This window comes from Nocardioides szechwanensis (genome assembly GCF_900103935.1).
Classification (GTDB): Bacteria; Actinomycetota; Actinomycetes; order Propionibacteriales; family Nocardioidaceae; genus Nocardioides; species Nocardioides szechwanensis.
This window is the reverse complement of sequence record NZ_FNIC01000001.1, coordinates 556,166-570,852: the sequence shown is the minus strand read 5'-3', so window position 1 is coordinate 570,852 and position 14,687 is coordinate 556,166. Positions and strand designations below refer to the sequence as shown.

Genomic DNA, 14,687 nt, shown 5'->3' with positions numbered 1-14,687 from the left:
ACGGCAGACCCAGACGGCCCACGACCACGCGACTCAGACTCAGGTCGGCGGCAACGATCGCAGCAAGCGACGGCGAGGGTGAGATTCAAGTTCTGGAGAAGCCGGCAGACTGCTGGCGCCGCTTCGACACAAATCCAAGCGCACACAGTCACACAGAACATTGTGGTGGTAACACCCGACGACGCTCGCGCTATCACCGACCGCCAACAGGCCGAAGCGATCCGGTCCGCGTTCACCGAAGAGGCCCAAGAAGTCGGCGGCGCACGGGCCAAGCAGCTCAGGGATAGGCTTGTAAACCAGTTAGCGGAAGAGGGCCTCCTTTCAGTTTTCAGGGAACCGAGTTTCCAGGCCCTGCTAGCGAGGTCAGCTATTGGAGCGGCGCAAACCGACGAGCAGACCGACTACGACCTCCTGGCCAACATTCTCGCTGACCGCGCTCGGAAGGGCGACGAGAGAAGGAGACGGATCGGCTTGGACCGTGCCGTCGAGGTGGTCGAGAAGGTGGAGATTTCGGACCTTCGCGCACTCACGACAATCTTCGTGCTGACGAAGGTCAGAGCGATGGGAGGATCCCTTGTTCGCAGTCTTGAAACGCACGATGCGCTCTACGGATCCCTGCTCGGCGATTCTGATCTACCGTTGGGCCGAGGATTTATGGATCGACTCGATCTGCTGAACTTGGTACGCGTGAACCAGATCGGCGGATTCCGCAAGTTTGATGACTACTGGATCCCAACTGTGTCCGGGTGGTACGCATCAGGAATCCGAAAAGACGATCCCATGGTCGATGAAGTCTGGACGGGTTTTGCGCGGCGAGGATTCAAACCCCTGCTCTCCGAGCACGAGTTGGATGCGGAGCGTTGGCGGTTGGCCTACGCCCGCCCCGCCTACATGCGGGAGGCTCTCGTCGCGGCAGGGAAACACACTGAGAGCCAAGTCGACGGAATCATGGATTACGCGTCAAACTGGTTCGGACTAAACGACTCTGGCGACCCCGTGATGAGGCAGCAGGTAGTCGACAGACTGGACGCTACGGCCACGTTAGGCAAAGTTCGTCGCTGGCTGGACTCGCTGCCGAACGGCTGCTTCATGACGGACGCCGGCGTCATCCTTGCCCGCTCGTACGCGGAGCACCGCGGCCTCAACAAGTTAGTGAACAACTGGGAACGCATCGACCTCACTGCGTGACTGTTCTCGCACGTCTAGGGCTGCTTCATGACGCCTTGCGATGTCAGGACTGAAGGCGCTACCACCTCTGCAACGATGTCAACCCCAGCGTCTTCGCGCGCACCACTCGTGGCGCCTGCTCTGCCAGGCGGGCGCTGACTCAGACGATCCGCAGGCCGCGCGGGGCTAGGTCGAGTAGTCGATTGTCCTCGGGAGACGCGAAGCCGGCTATATCGGCAATCTCGGTGGCACTCAGTCCTCGCTCCGCCAAGGATGACGCGATGGCACCTGCGAGACGAGGTACCTCGGGAGCGAGCTCGTCGCTCACCGGTTCACGCGTCCGCCAGCCCATCACGCCCAAGTACTTGTAGAACCCGGTGCGCTGGCTGGAGGTCATCAAGCCAGCTCGGTATCCACGCTCTACCAAGGCGGCCATAGAGACTCCCCACTCGCGCTTCAGGTCCGGCAGAGCGTCACGCCGAAGGTTCCGAAGTCTCGGCCTAATGACGTCGATCGGCATCAGGAATTCCGCGGCGAACGCGTTCGCCTGATCCTCGACGTCCTCGACAACCTCGTTTGAGTGCAAGACGAGATGCCCCAACTCGTGGGCAAGCGTGAGCCGCTTGCGGTCCGTGGGGGCGTCCCGGTTGACGAACATGATGGGCTGCGCGTTGACCCACTGGGACATGCCATCGACCCGTGGAGACCCGAAGCTCTCTTCGATCACCAGACATCCTGCCGCTTCGATCCAGCCGATGAGGTTGCGAACTGGGCCTACCGGCATGCCCCACTGCATCCGCACCAGCCGCGCCGCGTCCTCGGGGCGCGTGTCGATCGGGTCAAAGGTCGGGATGCGCCGATCTGCATGAATGGTGACTTCCTCGGTCATCAGGCTGGCGTGCATCCGGTACATGTTGAGCCGAGCTTCGAGACGCTTCCAGATGGTGGCCGGCGCAGTCCCTCGCCTCCGCATGTGCGCATCAACTGCCACAGCACCGCGGGCCCGCCCTGCATGCTCAATGAACTTGATCGTGACGCCCAACTCCCGTGCAAGCGCCTGCAGGGTGGTGTCGTCCGGCTCGCGTAGCCCGTTCTCGTACCTGGAGAGCGCGGCCTGCGTGATGTCCACGCGGTCCGCCAGCTCACCCTGCGTCATGCCGCTCGCTCGGCGGGCGGTTGTCAGCACCTCGCCGAGGTCGTTCATGGCGTGTCGTTTCCCTGCTTCGTGTCGTCGGCGGCGTCGAGTCGCGGTACGGCGATGATGGGGGTGCTCGGACCGTCGATATCTGGGGTGGTCGGGGTGATCGGGGCGACCGTACCTGTGCCGGTCGCGGGTGCTGCAGGCAGGTCGATCATCCAGATGACTTCGTCGAATGAACCGTCGCGCAACGACATGACGGCGCCACCGATCTCGCGAGTCGCGGCGTCCCACTCGTAGCCGACGCACAAGTTGAGCTGGCGGATCCCCAGCAGGGTGAAGAGGTCGGGCTCCTGGGTGATGAAGTCCAGCGCGCTCTGGGTCGGGTACGACCGGATGGCCCCAGTCGGGCTGTGCCTCTTCAGCCGCAGGTGGTACGTCAGACCGACGTAGATGTCGCGGGTTGGACCCGACTCGTGCAGTTGGACCTCGGTGATGTCGTCGAAGACGTCGACGGCCCGCGCCCACATGGCGTCGTGGACCCACGACGCGAGCCCGCGACCGCTTGCCCGGGCGACGGCATGGGGCAGCGCAGCCCTGTACTCCGCCAAGTCGGCCCTCGACCCGGCTACGATCGAGGAGAAGCCGTGCACCACCTTGTCGCCAAGGTCGTCGAGAACTTGCGTTGAAGTGGGGTATGCGATCATGGAAGAAAATATACCACCAGATATACCAGTGCCGACACGACGCGCCGCACACGAGCGCAGCGTCAGGGAATCGCCCACCGAGGTCATCACGCTGGGGACCATAGAGCCGGGCGCCGACAGCGGGCGGGGCCGCTGTGGATGACACCAGCGCCGCACCCCGCACCTGAGGCACTCTGGTGGGCATGAGCAGACCCGACGGCTGGAACGAGCTCGACGACGCCTACCTGCAGATCTTCGGGACACACCCAGACCTGGCTCCCGAAGACGACAGCGCCTGATACTGCCGGGGTGACATGTCGGGATGACGGCTGGCTCACCACAGCCGAGGCCGCGACACTCCTAAACCGAAGCCGACACACCGTCGGCCACCTCGCACGCACCGGGCACCTTCCCTGGAAGCGCCGCGGCCGGGAGCTCCTGGTCGACGAGACCGCTGTGCGCGATCGAGTCGAGGAGACCGCACGGTGGGTCTCCTACGTCCGCGCCGCAGCGATCGTCGGATGCTCCGAGACCGCGATCCTGCACGCCGTGCGACGTGGTGACATCGACCGCCGGCAGGTGGAGAGCAACGCGCAGCCGGCGCTGAGCCGCGCGTCGGTTGACCAGTTCGCAGAAGAGTGGGCGGTGCGACAGGCGGACATGGAGCGACGACGCCGCGAGCGCGAGCGCCGCAAGCCCTCAGGTCCGCCCGACGAAGAGCACGTGTGGCTAAGGCCCACTACCGCCGCACTGGTGCTCGGGATCACCGCTTCGCGGCTGCGCCAACTCGCCGCCAATGACCGGGTGCCCTTCTGCGAATGCCAAGGGCGCCGGTGGTACCGGCGGGACCACATTGAGCAAGTGGCGGCGGGCCGACGAGCGCGTGCCCTTGGAGAGAGGTTTCCGCTCCAAGGGCCGCCACAGACGCCGTAAGGTCAGAGAATGGCCCACGTCACGATCACGCCCCCCGACGGCAACCGGATTACCCTCCCGCGCGCGACCGACGATGATGCTGCCGCCCTCATGGTCATGCTGACCGCTGACTTCGAGAGGCGCGGCGGAGCATGGGTCGGCGGCGCCGTCGACGACGACGGCTCCAGATCCGCCTTCCTCACGTGGGTGCCGAGAACCTCCACCATCCAGGTGACCTTCGACGGTCCGGATCTGCCCGCCGCGGCCGAGGACCTGCTGATTCATACGCAGGACTAGCGGGACCCCGTCGGCGGGCCCAACCCCGTTCTAGCGCCGAAGCCACCGGTGCCGGTGCCGATGCCGCACTCAGTCCCGGTTGCCGGGAATCTCGGGAATCGGAATCGACTCCCACTCCCCCGGCCGAACGCAGCGCTCGAACGCAAACGGAGCGCGGTGCACCGCAGTGACCGACCACCGTCGCAGTTTCTCGATAGCCGCGGCTTCGGTGGCCGCAGCGGCCTGCATGGCCAGACCGCCGCCCTCGACGTACACGAGCCTCACCAACCGCAATCCCGCACCGAGATCGTCAGGCGTCCGAGCAGGGGGCGACAAGACGCCTTCGAACCTCTGCTTCAGACTGTGTTCGGGGTCGCCGGTGCTCAGATAGATCTCCAGGATGCCTGTGTATAGGTCGGCGAGTTCGAGTTTCCCTGCCCACTCCTCAAGCTGGTCGAGGTCGACGATCTCGTTGGTGGACTTGTGCATGCCGCGATTTCTCTCGGTGTTCAGAACCACATGACTGATGCTCCGGTCGCCGTCCAAGGTGCCGCGCCGCCACGTGCCGTGCACGACGTTGTTGCGCGGCGTGACCGCCTCGCGGCAAAGCCTCACGACCTTCCTTATCGCCTCGGCCGTAACGTCGGGAACAACTCTGTTGATCGCGCCGGCCCACCGCTCGCCGTTGTGCGAGATCTGTCGGCTAGCAAGCAATTCGAGCCGGTCCAGCTTCGCGCTCCAGCCGAGGTCCGCGACGAGCGCGGCTATCGCATTGTGGCTCGGCCCCTGGATTGCACCTGCAGCGAACGTGATGCAGGTGGTGAGACTGCTCTCGATCCGGCCGCTCAGCACCGTGATCTTGCCGATGACTTCGAGATACTCCCGCGGCAAACTGCCATTGTTCGTGATGAGCTGCCCCACGCGCCTGCTCCGTTTCTCTCGGCTACGCAGTCTATTTGCTCAACGCCGCGCGAGCTCAGCGTTCGGTTCCGAACCTGAGTGCGGGCCGCTGGTCCTGGCCTGGCGAAACCGAAGCGCCGTCGAGCGAGGAAGTCACAGCGCGCCCCACGACCTGCAAGACGTGCGCGAGCGTCATCCGTCGGTGCGCTGAATTGCGGCAACAGGCCGGGGCATGAGCGCCGGCTAGCGTCTAGCGTCGCGCCTCGTGCTTGACCAGATGGAAGGCTCCGATCGTCGCGGCCACTGCTGACGGGATCATGACTAGCGGGTTCATGCCGTGCTCGGCTACTAGCCAGTATGAAACGGTGCCAAACGCGAGGCCGACCAAGAACAACGCGAGGCTAGCGACATCTAGCCGACGATGCGAGTGATGGCTATGAGTCATCGTCATGTGCTGCCCTCCTGTGACTTAGGACCTCGACCACGGTCCACTCGGTCCGGCTTCGGCCGTTCTTCACGGTCACGTCTTCGCGAATCTTGAGCCGGAAGATGTCGCTCTTCCGGATGGCCAAACTGTTGCTGATCCGACCGAGGAAGTCGTCATCCTTGACGGTAGCCGACCGGTTTGCCTCCTTCGTCCTTACTCGCCACTTGTCTGCGTTGTCGAAGTCGATCGCTGACATCTGGGCTTCGGTCTCGAAGACGCTCGAAGTCTCCTCGACCTCGTCCTCCGGTCGCGCCGCATCGTAGTCAGGCTTCCCGAGGACAAAGTCAGCTTCGACTTGCGGGACCTTCTCGTCCGGTGCGGGCGGGTCCTGAGCGCCAACCTCAATCGAACTCACACGCTTATCACTCAGCGGAGCCATAATTTGCCGGAGCTGCTTCTTGCGGCGACGCTTGCGCTTGTTCAACTCGCTCCATGCGTCGCGAGGCACCTCGCTGACAGTGTTGTCCTGCCAAGTGACCTTGACGTTCCCGTTCTCCAGGTACTCGAAATCGCTAGGAGCCGCGCGAATCGACTTGGTCGCCCAGAATAGGATCGTGCTCAAACTGGGCGGTAGAGACAGCGCGGCAGCGGAGAGTACTGGGTAGTCCTCGGTCAGGCGGACCACCTCCATGAGGAACGAACCCTCCTGCGCCGGCCGTACCAGCACCTCGGCACTCGGTCCGTCCCCGAAGGCGCCAGCCTTCGAGAAGTCGCTGGCAAGCTCGACGACCCCCTGCAGCACCTCGGCCACGTGCGCGGCGCGGAGTTCGTGCAGCTCGGTGCCGTCTTCTTCCTCCCCAACAAAGCGGAGGGTGAGCGAGTCAACGACTTCCGGCGCTTTTTCCATAGCGCAGGAACCTACATGCATCGAAGGCCGGCCCCGGCGCTCTTGAGCACGGTGAGCGTTTCCCCCGCCTATGGTGAGGCATGACCCAAAGCGAGCAACTCGCGGCCGCCCACGTGCTCCTCGACGCAGTAAGCGCGTTCGACCACGGCCAGGGCGAAACGCCACAGAATGAGGCGGCCGTAAAGCTGGCCCTGGATCGGCTTAGCGAGATCGGGTCCATCCGTGTGATCGAGCAGGACGACGGGACGATCGTGCTCGATCCATCCCCTCTGGTGAGTGGGGCGATCGTGACCATCACTTTGCTCGCCCGGACTCTTGCCGAGAAGTACAACGCTGACTACGACGCGGTGACTGCGACGATTCGGGAGCAGCTGACCGAGATCCTGCAGGGCTGAGGCCCGGCCATGAGTCTGCGTAAGGGGCAGACAGCCACTCCCAAGGTCCAGCGGCCCCGCGATGACATCGAGGCGGCGCTTCGTCGGCGTGTGAAGTTCCTGCGTGCGTCCGCGGCCGCGTACGACGACGGCGACCATGACGAGGCGTTGCGCATGTCGGTGGACCTGCGTGCCCTGCTGCACTACGGCAGCAGCCGGCCGCTCCTGCACGAGCTCGGGCTCATCAAGACTCTGCAGTACGTCGACTCAGCGCCGGAGCGACCGCCCTCAAGCCCGGGCACCGTGCACATGTGGGGAGGAGGTCTGACGGTTCTTGAAGTGGCCTTCGGCGAAGGTGGCGACACCGACGGATCCGTCGTGCCGCGCTACGCGACCGGCGGCCCGGAGGGTCCACCCACCAACGTCAGGCACCGCACCTACACGGAGTGGTGGAAGACGCGCCTGGTCGTCACGGCTGAAGATGGAAGATGGTTCAGCAGGTCGTTCCTGGTCACGCAGATGGCGAACACCGAGGGTGCGCACACGGACGCGTATCTTGATGGCGACTACCAAGCTCTGCAGGAGCAGGTGTCGAGCTGGCATACCAGTGGTGCGAACGGTGTGCCCAAGCCAGTGAGCAGCGACGTCGGTCGCGCAAGCGTCCGCCAAATCACCTGGGAGCTGTTGCGGACGCTTGAGGAGTCGTGCCCGGAGCTGATGTGACACGGGCCGCCGGCTCCTCCCGCGCGCGCCCCGGAAACGCCAAAGACGCCCCTCCTGGCAACCCTGGAGGGCTGGCGGGAGGGGCGAGTGGCTCAGGGCCTGTCGGCGGCTCTGAAGTGGTCGAGACCTGCTCTCTGGCAGCACAGGCCGAACCGCTTTGCGCAACGGTCGGAGCAGAAGCGGCGTCCGTCGAACCCGGGGTCCAGGCGGATTTCGCAGGCTCGGCACTCGTCACGCAGGGCTCGATCTTGGGCGGCGTTCGTGGGCGTCAATGTCCAGGCTCACCGGCGTACTCATTCGCGCCGCCGACCTGCCCGTAGTCGGGGTCGTAGGCCATCGCGAGGGCTAAGTGAGCGAGCGATGTAGCCCCCACGGGGACGGTTCGCGCGTAGCCCCTGTCCCATCGCTGGTGGTGGCTTCGGCAGAGCACCCAGTAGTCGTTCTCGCTGAGTGAGAACACCTGCCCCCTGTCCTTCCCGGCGAGCTGGGTGCGCGCCTCGGGGGAACAGTGACGATAGGCCCACTGGTTGCCGGGAGTGACGAGCGAGCACAGTGCGCACGGCAGTGACGACGCTCGCCCTCGGGAACGGCTGAGCCGCTGATGCCAGGCCGAGATCGACAGCGCCTCACCTGGCTCATCGGCAGGTGGGTGCGCTACAGCATCCGGACAGTGGATGGTGGCGCCGGAAGCGACGTTGCGGACCGCCGCTTCGTACTCAGCTCGGCAGTCGCAGGCGAAGCGAGCACGCGACCCATGGCTGTCAGAGGAGACGTACTCCACGAGAACCAGTTCGCCGCGGCGCTCCCCAACCTTGAGTGTGCGCAGCCACGGGCGGACCTTTGGCTGCCCCGTCGAGACGTAGCCTCGACCGGCGTCCATGTCACGCGCTGCTCGTTCCCTGCGCCGACACGTGGTGTTGCAGAACTCTGGCCGCCTGCCGGTCTTGCCCTTGCCAGGGACAAAACGGGCGCACCTGCGATACCGGCACTGTAGGCGTCCGATCCGCGGAGTCACTCGCCTTCCCGCAAGGCGTCTTCGACCTGCGCCATCATGTGCCTGATTGCCTCCGCGGAGAGCGGGACAACCGTGCACTCCTTGATGGCGCGGTCCAGCTGTCCGACTAGCAGCGCATGGCGCTGTGCGAACGCCACGGTGAGAGTGAGGACACCTATCCCGCTGAACTGAGCATTGACCGCTTCGAGGGTGTCGTACATGGCGTCCACCTGAATGCCTTCCTCGTCCTCGGGGCTCAGAGCGAGTCCGAGGAGATGTCCGAACGCGTCGGCGAGATCGACGAACGACGCACTCATGCCGCCACCGCCGTGCGCCACTGGGCACTCGTGCTCGGGGACTTGGAACGCCAGCCGTTGACCTCCGTCTTCGGCATGCACGCCACGACCGTCGCGCACACGCGACAGGGCGAGTCGATCAGGGAGAAGCCGAGTTGGTGACCGTATGCGGCCTGAGCTGCGCAGGTGTGACACAGGCCAAGGTGTCGATAGTGGTTCGCCGTAAAGTGGAAGGCTTCGGCCTCGCCTTGGGTCTCGGGTCGTGATGCCTTGATGGTCATGGAGAGTCGCTCTCTGCCGACGTGACAGCCCCGCGAGCAGGACCGGGGGTACGGAGACCCCCGGTCGCTCGTGGCGGGCCAGATCGGCTATGTCGTAGGTGTGGGTGGTATTGCGGTGCGCCGAGCGACAGCAGCCCCAGCGCCCGCCGGACGTCAAGGGCCGGCTAATGGATGCTGGGGCTGCTGGTGTGGTGTCAGGCCGACAGCTCAGCCGTGGGCTGGAGCGTCAGATGGCCCGCAAGCCGGTGGTGGTCCACTGGAGACCGTTCTCGCGGAGAGTGGTCTCCAGCAGCTCCTTGACGAGCCGTTCGCCTTCGTCGCGGGTGTGACCGATGCCCTGTCGGGCCGAAAGCCAGACGCCGTCGACATTGACATTGAACTCGGTCGCGCTGCGGCGTCCTCCCATACCGTTTGCGCTGACGCCCAAGTACCTAATCCGACCCACCTGCTCCCCCTGAGGCACGCCGGCAGCAGCGAGCCGCTGTCCCGCCCCGTCGCTTGCTTCGTCGCGTTCGCGAAGGGCGATGAGGAGGTTGCTGATGGCGGTGCTGACAGCCTCGGTGGACTCGGCCACGGCGTTGGGTACTCGGACTGGCGCGGCCGAATGGGCGATCTCGTCGGCGACGGTTTCTGCGATGGCGGTCGCGAGCGCGAGCCGGGCGGCGTCTCGCCTGGCCTCGGCTCCAACTAGGAGCGCCTCGGCATTGGTCACATCGGCCTCCGCCGCGGAGCGACCTGCGCCCGTCACGGTGGAGTCGCCTTCGGCGAGGCGGTCCATGAGGTCGGCCAGGATTGTGCGCTTGCTGGCTAGGTCGGCCACGGCGGCTTCGTGCGCCGCGTCTAGGGAGTTAGAGGCCAACTGCTCGGTCTCCGTCGGTTTGATGGTCTTGGTCGACTTGGTGGTCATCTTGTTCCCTCTGTGTGGTCGGCCATCTTCTTGTGAAGACGACTCGGGCTGTGGCGGTGGTGCTTGCGGAGCGGTTCTGCTGGTGTTGGGTCTAGGGACGAACTGCCAAGGGCATGCGAACGGCGCGGCGGTGCGCCGCCCCTGGAGCTGAGAAGGGCGAGCCCCACCCTCGGTTTCTCGGAGATGGAGACTCGCCCTCGGGTGTTGCGGTGGGGTCAGGCTGCGGTGAACACAGCCCTTGCGCGCTTGCCTGCCCGGAACAGGGCCTCCTCGGAGGTGATCTGTGGACCGGGTGCGGCGTTGTAGATGAGAGTCGTGCCGTTGCCCTTGGACTTGCTGTGCGTGTCCTCGTGGGCGATGCGCCCGACGACGGCCCGCTTGGTGTTGGACTGCGGGTTCAGCCAGTCCTTGCCGCTGTCCGGTCGACCGGGCTTGCCCGGCTTGCCGAACTCCTTGTCGAGCTGGTCGCGGAAGGCAGCCACGAGGTTCGTGGCGAACTCACGCAGGCGAGCCTGGAGTGGAGCGAGCTGACCGATCAGCTTGTCCACGTCGGTCTGAGCCTCGTTGAGGAGACCGCCGAACAGCTCGGAGCCAGCCGCGTTGGCGACTCCGTTGGCAGCAGCATTGATCTGGTCCTGGATGGCGTCGATCTGCTTGACGCCGCCCTGGAGGATCGCCTGCGCCGTAGCCATGCCGGCCTGCGGGCCCTTGTCGAGGATCTGCTGGAGCGTGGTGGAGTTGAGGCCCTGAGCGATGAGCGCCTTGATGACCCGCTCGAACTCCTCGGCCTCCAGCGCAGCGTTCTGCATCTGCGCCACGAGGTCGTCGAAGCCACCGATCTCCATGTTGGTCGGGTTGGCAGACTCGACGATGACGGCGCGAGCAGCGTCCTTGAAGGACGCCAGGTCGGCCTGGACCTGCTTGAGCTTGGTCCGCGCTGCGTCGAGCTGACGCATCCACTTCTCGTGCCGCTTGGACATCTCCTTGAGGTGGTCGAGCGCCCCGCCGAACATGTCCTTGAGGTGCTTGCGCTGCTCCTTGGTCTTGGCCTTGTCGATCAGCTTGTCGAACATGCCGCTGGTCTTGGACATGTAGCGGTCGATCACCCGAGAGAAGTTCTCGGCGAACGCTGCGGCAGCAGCCTGGCCCGCCTTGCCTGCGACGACGCGTCCGCTCGCACCCTCGCCGAGTGGGTCGGGGGTGCTGCCTCCACCGGAGAAGGTGGTGACGTTGCGGTGGAGCGTGGTCACGGTGGCCGTGTCCCCGTTGAGGGACTGGAGGTTCGCTCGCACAGCGTTGATGCCTGCGGTCGCGTGGTCCGTGATCTTGACGAGCGCGCTCACCGTCATCTTGCCGTAGCGCACGAGGAGGGTCTGGACCTCGTTGACGGGCTTGGTGGCCTCGTCCTTGATCTTGACTCGACCGACGCCCTCGACCTTGTTGAGGTTCTTGACCTTCTCGGTCACGGCAGCGGTGTCGCCCTCGGCGACCTTCGTCTCGACCCTGATCTTGGGGTTGGCCTTGATCTTGCCAGCAGCGACGAGCTTGGCGATGACGCGGTTGACCGCACGGACCGAGGTGTCAACTCCGGTCGCCTCGATGACGGACTTGATCTGCTTGCCGTCGAGCAGGCTGTACTTGTTCACGACGCGAGCGATGCCGTTGAGCGTGGGGGGGATGCCCGTGGCTTCGATCTTGGTGTAGACGGCCTTGGGAATCTTGCCCTGGAGAGACGAGAGATCCTGTGTGGCCATGATCTCGTTGCGCTTGGCGGCAGTGAGGTTTTTGAAGTCCCATGCCTGTTCGCCTAGGAGCACGTTGAGATCGCCGGTAGCGCGGAGCATGTCGAGTTGCCCTTGGGTGAGGGTCTCGCCGGCCGCGAACGCCTGGTTGAGCGGGTTGCGGATGTCCGCGATCTTGCGACCGAGAGTCTCGTAGGCGTTGCCCTGACCGAGCATTCCGTTGACCAGTTCGCGGGAGGTGATGCCGAGCTTGGCCCCCGCCTCCACAGCACCGTTCTCGGTCAGCGCAACGAGCGCCATTCCGCGAGTGACCCTGGTGGCGGCAGCCGTCATGGAGTCGAGCGTGGCCGCGTAGTCGAGAGCGGCAGGCTTGGCCTCGGAGAGAGCGGCAGTCGTGTCGCGAGCGTTCTGCGACAGTGCGTAGAGAGCGCCTGCGCCTCCACCGATGGCAGCCCCGATGGGACCACCGACCGAGAAGCCGAGCAGCGCGCCGCCACCGACCGTAGCCAGGGCAGAGAGCTTCTCGTTGGATCCTGCTGCGTCGGTGCCCAGCGTGAGGACGGCGAGCGCCAGGCCGGCAGCGCCAGCCCGAGCGAAGGTCATCTTGTTGCCCATCGACTCGGCGGCGAGACCAGCGCGGAGGAAGCCGCCCTGAGCAACGCCGGCCTTGGTGCCAGCGTCGAGGATCGCGCCGCTGAGCAGCATGAGCTTGGCGCGGACAGCAGCGCCCATCCACATCGCGCCACCCACCAGCAGGCCGACAGAAACGAGACTGCCGATGGCCGACTGAACAGGGTCGGGGAGCTTGCCGAACAGGTCGGCCAGTTCGTTGATGGGCTGGAGGATCATCGCCAGTGCGCCGGCCAGATCGCCGAGCACGCTCACGAGGTCAACGATCACAGGGCTTGCGCCCTTGACGGCGTTGACGAGCAGGTCGCCGAGCTGGTCGATCAGAGGACCGAGATCCTCGGAGAGGCTGACGATGGCGGGAGAGATGGTGTCGAGCGCAGGGCCGAGTGCGCGGGAGAGGTTGACCCCCACGTCGCCTACGACATCGACGATCGAGGCGAGCGCCTTGCCGACACCGGGCATGGAGCCCTTGAGGTTGTCGACCGCCGTCCCGATGTTGTCGAACAGGCCGATGATGGACTGCTGAACCTTGGGCTGGTCGAGCCCGTCGAAGATCGCGCCGAGCGCCGTGCCAGCGGTCTTGCCCGCAGAGGGCAGGACGGTGGTCAGGGTGTCGGACAGCGAGTAGAGGAGGCTCTGGAGTGCGGGGCCTGCCTCGTCGGTCAGGGCCGACATGCCCTCGTGTGCGCCCCGGAAGGCGTTGCTGAGGGCGGTCTGGAACTTGGACGAGTCGACGATCCGCTCGACGCCTTCGAGGGTGTCGCGCATGATCGAGAGGGTCGAGCCCCCGGCTACCTCAGCAGCCCGAGCGAGACCGGCGAAGATTCCGCCCGTCGCGTTGAGCACGCCGCCGAGATCCTTGAGGGCGGTGACGCCTTCGTCGACGAACGTCTGGAGACCGGAGTCCCCCTTCTTGGCGAGCCAGTTGTTGAACTCGGTGGAGATGTCGCCGAACCAGCCGGCCAGTCGAGGCAGGTTGCCTGCGCCGACAGAGCCGAGCTTCTCCAGGATGCCGACGAACTCGTCGGTGTACTGCCCGGAGATCCTGATGCTCCGCTGGAGGTCGACGAACATCGAGTTGAGCTGGCCGTCGAACACGCTGGTGCCCGAGTTGGCGAGGTTGCCGAAGAAGGTGCCGAGTGCGGTGCTTGTGTCGTTCATGCCGGACGCGAACTGCGGGAAGATGGACTGGATGAAGTCCTGGAAGGGCTCCTTGGCCTGGTTCCAGAACCGGGTGGACATGGAGTCTTGGAGGGCGCTGAGCCTCTCACTTACTCCAGGCAGCACCTCGTTGAAGTCCTTGAGGACCGCGATGCTTGCGCCGAAGCCGATGGCGAGCCCCCCGAGGATTCCGGGCAGGGCGAGGCCCGCGCCGGCCGTGGAGGCGAGCGAGGTGCCGAGCGCGAGGACGTTGCTGGAGGAAGCGAGAGCCAGCGACGAGAGCGTGGCGACGGCAAGCCCTGCTGCTGCGATCTTGGGGACGGCCTTGTCGAGTCCGCCGATGTAGTCGGCGAGGTCGCTCCCGATGTTGCCGAGCCCCCGACCACCTGACAGGGCAGCGAGGCTGGCCCCGACCTTGCCGGCAGCGGCCTCGTTGATCTTGGGGACGATGGTCGCGATGCGCGGTCGGGATAGCGCCGCCAGCCGAGTCTGAGTGACGCGATGCGAGACGGCGTTGAGTCCGACGCTCAGTTCCACGGGCTTGTGCTTAGCGTGGCTCTGCGCCTTGTCGATTGCCCGGTCGACTTGCTTGACGGCTTCCCGCACATCGGCTGTGAAGCCGATGGTCAGTTTCTTGATGGACTTCTCGATGGCGGCAAGCTCTCGCTTCGCCTGTCCTCGGAAGTCACTGGTATCGGGGATCACCTTTACGGCAACCCGACCGATGACGGTCAGATCCGCCATGCGGCACCTCCCGCCAGCAGCGGCGAGGAAGGGTGGAGTGAGTTCATGAATCTCCTTGGAAACGACGAAACCCGCCAACAAGGCGCTGGCGGGCTAGAGGGGGAAGGAGCAGAGCTGCGCTAGCAGCCACGGCCATGGCGGCTAACGGCCCCACAGGATCGAGTGGCACCACGGGCTAGGTCGAGTGCTCGCGGGGCCGTTACATCGCCGCAAACGCAGCGAACGAGAGTGCGTGCATCGGCGGAGCCTGGCGACTCCAGAACGGAGAGCCAACCGATGCTCATGCCGATGGAGATTGACCTCCAATCGACAAGAGTCCGATCTGGGCAATCCTTGCTGATAGGCATTGCGTGATAGGCACGCGCTGACGCCTTGCGCTCCTCGTCGAGTTGCAGACGATGTGATTGACGGGCATTCATACT

13 protein-coding genes are annotated in these 14,687 nt (G+C 65.2%); 6 read left to right on the top strand and 7 right to left on the bottom strand.

Annotation, left to right across the window (positions count from 1 at the left end):
- Positions 1-165: 165 nt before the first annotated feature.
- Complete coding sequence (locus BLR90_RS02755) at positions 166-1,188, top strand: LPO_1073/Vpar_1526 family protein (protein WP_143016091.1); 1,023 nt, start codon at positions 166-168, stop codon at positions 1,186-1,188.
- A gap of 139 nt (positions 1,189-1,327) precedes the next feature.
- Here the strand turns inward: BLR90_RS02755 and BLR90_RS02750 are convergent, their stop codons facing one another.
- The gene (locus BLR90_RS02750) at positions 1,328-2,371 is read right to left on the bottom strand and encodes a helix-turn-helix domain-containing protein (RefSeq protein WP_091022323.1); all 1,044 of its coding nucleotides are present in this window, start codon (positions 2,369-2,371) and stop codon (positions 1,328-1,330) included.
- Positions 2,368-3,099, bottom strand: a complete 732-nt coding sequence (locus BLR90_RS02745; RefSeq protein ID WP_143016090.1) for a hypothetical protein — start codon at positions 3,097-3,099, stop codon at positions 2,368-2,370. Before BLR90_RS02745 ends, BLR90_RS02750 begins: the two co-directional genes overlap by 4 nt.
- A gap of 201 nt (positions 3,100-3,300) precedes the next feature.
- Here BLR90_RS02745 and BLR90_RS21745 point away from each other — a divergent pair, with 201 nt between their 5' ends.
- Positions 3,301-3,924: a helix-turn-helix domain-containing protein gene (locus BLR90_RS21745; RefSeq protein ID WP_091022321.1), complete on the top strand. Its 624-nt coding sequence runs from the start codon at positions 3,301-3,303 to the stop codon at positions 3,922-3,924.
- Between the two features lie 9 nt (positions 3,925-3,933).
- Entirely contained in the window at positions 3,934-4,200 is a 267-nt protein-coding gene (locus BLR90_RS02735) for a hypothetical protein (protein ID WP_091022320.1), read from the top strand.
- A gap of 69 nt (positions 4,201-4,269) precedes the next feature.
- Here the strand turns inward: BLR90_RS02735 and BLR90_RS02730 are convergent, their stop codons facing one another.
- Both BLR90_RS02730 and BLR90_RS02720 read right to left on the bottom strand, forming a co-directional pair.
- Positions 4,270-5,100, bottom strand: coding sequence for a hypothetical protein (locus tag BLR90_RS02730; RefSeq protein ID WP_091022319.1), 831 nt, complete (start codon positions 5,098-5,100; stop codon positions 4,270-4,272).
- Positions 5,101-5,513: 413 nt separating this feature from the next.
- Positions 5,514-6,413: an LAPAL motif-containing putative phage structural protein gene (locus tag BLR90_RS02720; RefSeq protein ID WP_091022318.1), complete on the bottom strand. Its 900-nt coding sequence runs from the start codon at positions 6,411-6,413 to the stop codon at positions 5,514-5,516.
- 80 nt (positions 6,414-6,493) lie between these two features.
- On the opposite strand from BLR90_RS02720, the gene BLR90_RS02715 reads away from it, so the two are divergent.
- Both BLR90_RS02715 and BLR90_RS02710 read left to right on the top strand, forming a co-directional pair.
- A complete protein-coding gene (locus tag BLR90_RS02715; RefSeq protein ID WP_091022317.1) occupies positions 6,494-6,808 on the top strand; it encodes a hypothetical protein in 315 nt (104 codons plus the stop codon).
- Positions 6,809-6,817: 9 nt separating this feature from the next.
- Positions 6,818-7,510, top strand: coding sequence for a hypothetical protein (locus BLR90_RS02710; RefSeq protein ID WP_143016089.1), 693 nt, complete (start codon positions 6,818-6,820; stop codon positions 7,508-7,510).
- A 1,011-nt stretch (positions 7,511-8,521) separates the two neighbouring features.
- Here the strand turns inward: BLR90_RS02710 and BLR90_RS02700 are convergent.
- The 3 genes from BLR90_RS02700 to BLR90_RS02690 form a co-directional block, all read right to left on the bottom strand.
- The gene (locus tag BLR90_RS02700; RefSeq protein ID WP_143016088.1) at positions 8,522-8,902 is read right to left on the bottom strand and encodes a hypothetical protein; all 381 of its coding nucleotides are present in this window, start codon (positions 8,900-8,902) and stop codon (positions 8,522-8,524) included.
- 405 nt (positions 8,903-9,307) lie between these two features.
- A complete protein-coding gene (locus BLR90_RS02695; protein WP_091022312.1) occupies positions 9,308-9,988 on the bottom strand; it encodes a TolC family protein in 681 nt (226 codons plus the stop codon).
- Positions 9,989-10,203: 215 nt separating this feature from the next.
- Positions 10,204-14,058, bottom strand: a complete 3,855-nt coding sequence (locus BLR90_RS02690; protein ID WP_143016087.1) for a hypothetical protein — start codon at positions 14,056-14,058, stop codon at positions 10,204-10,206.
- Positions 14,059-14,073: 15 nt separating this feature from the next.
- Here BLR90_RS02690 and BLR90_RS20625 point away from each other — a divergent pair, with 15 nt between their 5' ends.
- Positions 14,074-14,388, top strand: coding sequence for a hypothetical protein (locus BLR90_RS20625; protein ID WP_143016086.1), 315 nt, complete (start codon positions 14,074-14,076; stop codon positions 14,386-14,388).
- Positions 14,389-14,687 lie beyond the last annotated feature (299 nt).

Coding starts and splice junctions, on each gene's coding strand:
- BLR90_RS02750 (WP_091022323.1), bottom strand. CDS start 2,371: ATGAACGACCTCGGCGAGGTGCTGACAACCGCCCGCCGAGCGAGCGGC.
- BLR90_RS02745 (WP_143016090.1), bottom strand. CDS start 3,099: ATGACCTCGGTGGGCGATTCCCTGACGCTGCGCTCGTGTGCGGCGCGT.
- BLR90_RS02735 (WP_091022320.1), top strand. CDS start 3,934: ATGGCCCACGTCACGATCACGCCCCCCGACGGCAACCGGATTACCCTC.
- BLR90_RS02720 (WP_091022318.1), bottom strand. CDS start 6,413: ATGGAAAAAGCGCCGGAAGTCGTTGACTCGCTCACCCTCCGCTTTGTT.
- BLR90_RS02715 (WP_091022317.1), top strand. CDS start 6,494: ATGACCCAAAGCGAGCAACTCGCGGCCGCCCACGTGCTCCTCGACGCA.
- BLR90_RS02710 (WP_143016089.1), top strand. CDS start 6,818: ATGAGTCTGCGTAAGGGGCAGACAGCCACTCCCAAGGTCCAGCGGCCC.
- BLR90_RS02695 (WP_091022312.1), bottom strand. CDS start 9,988: ATGACCACCAAGTCGACCAAGACCATCAAACCGACGGAGACCGAGCAG.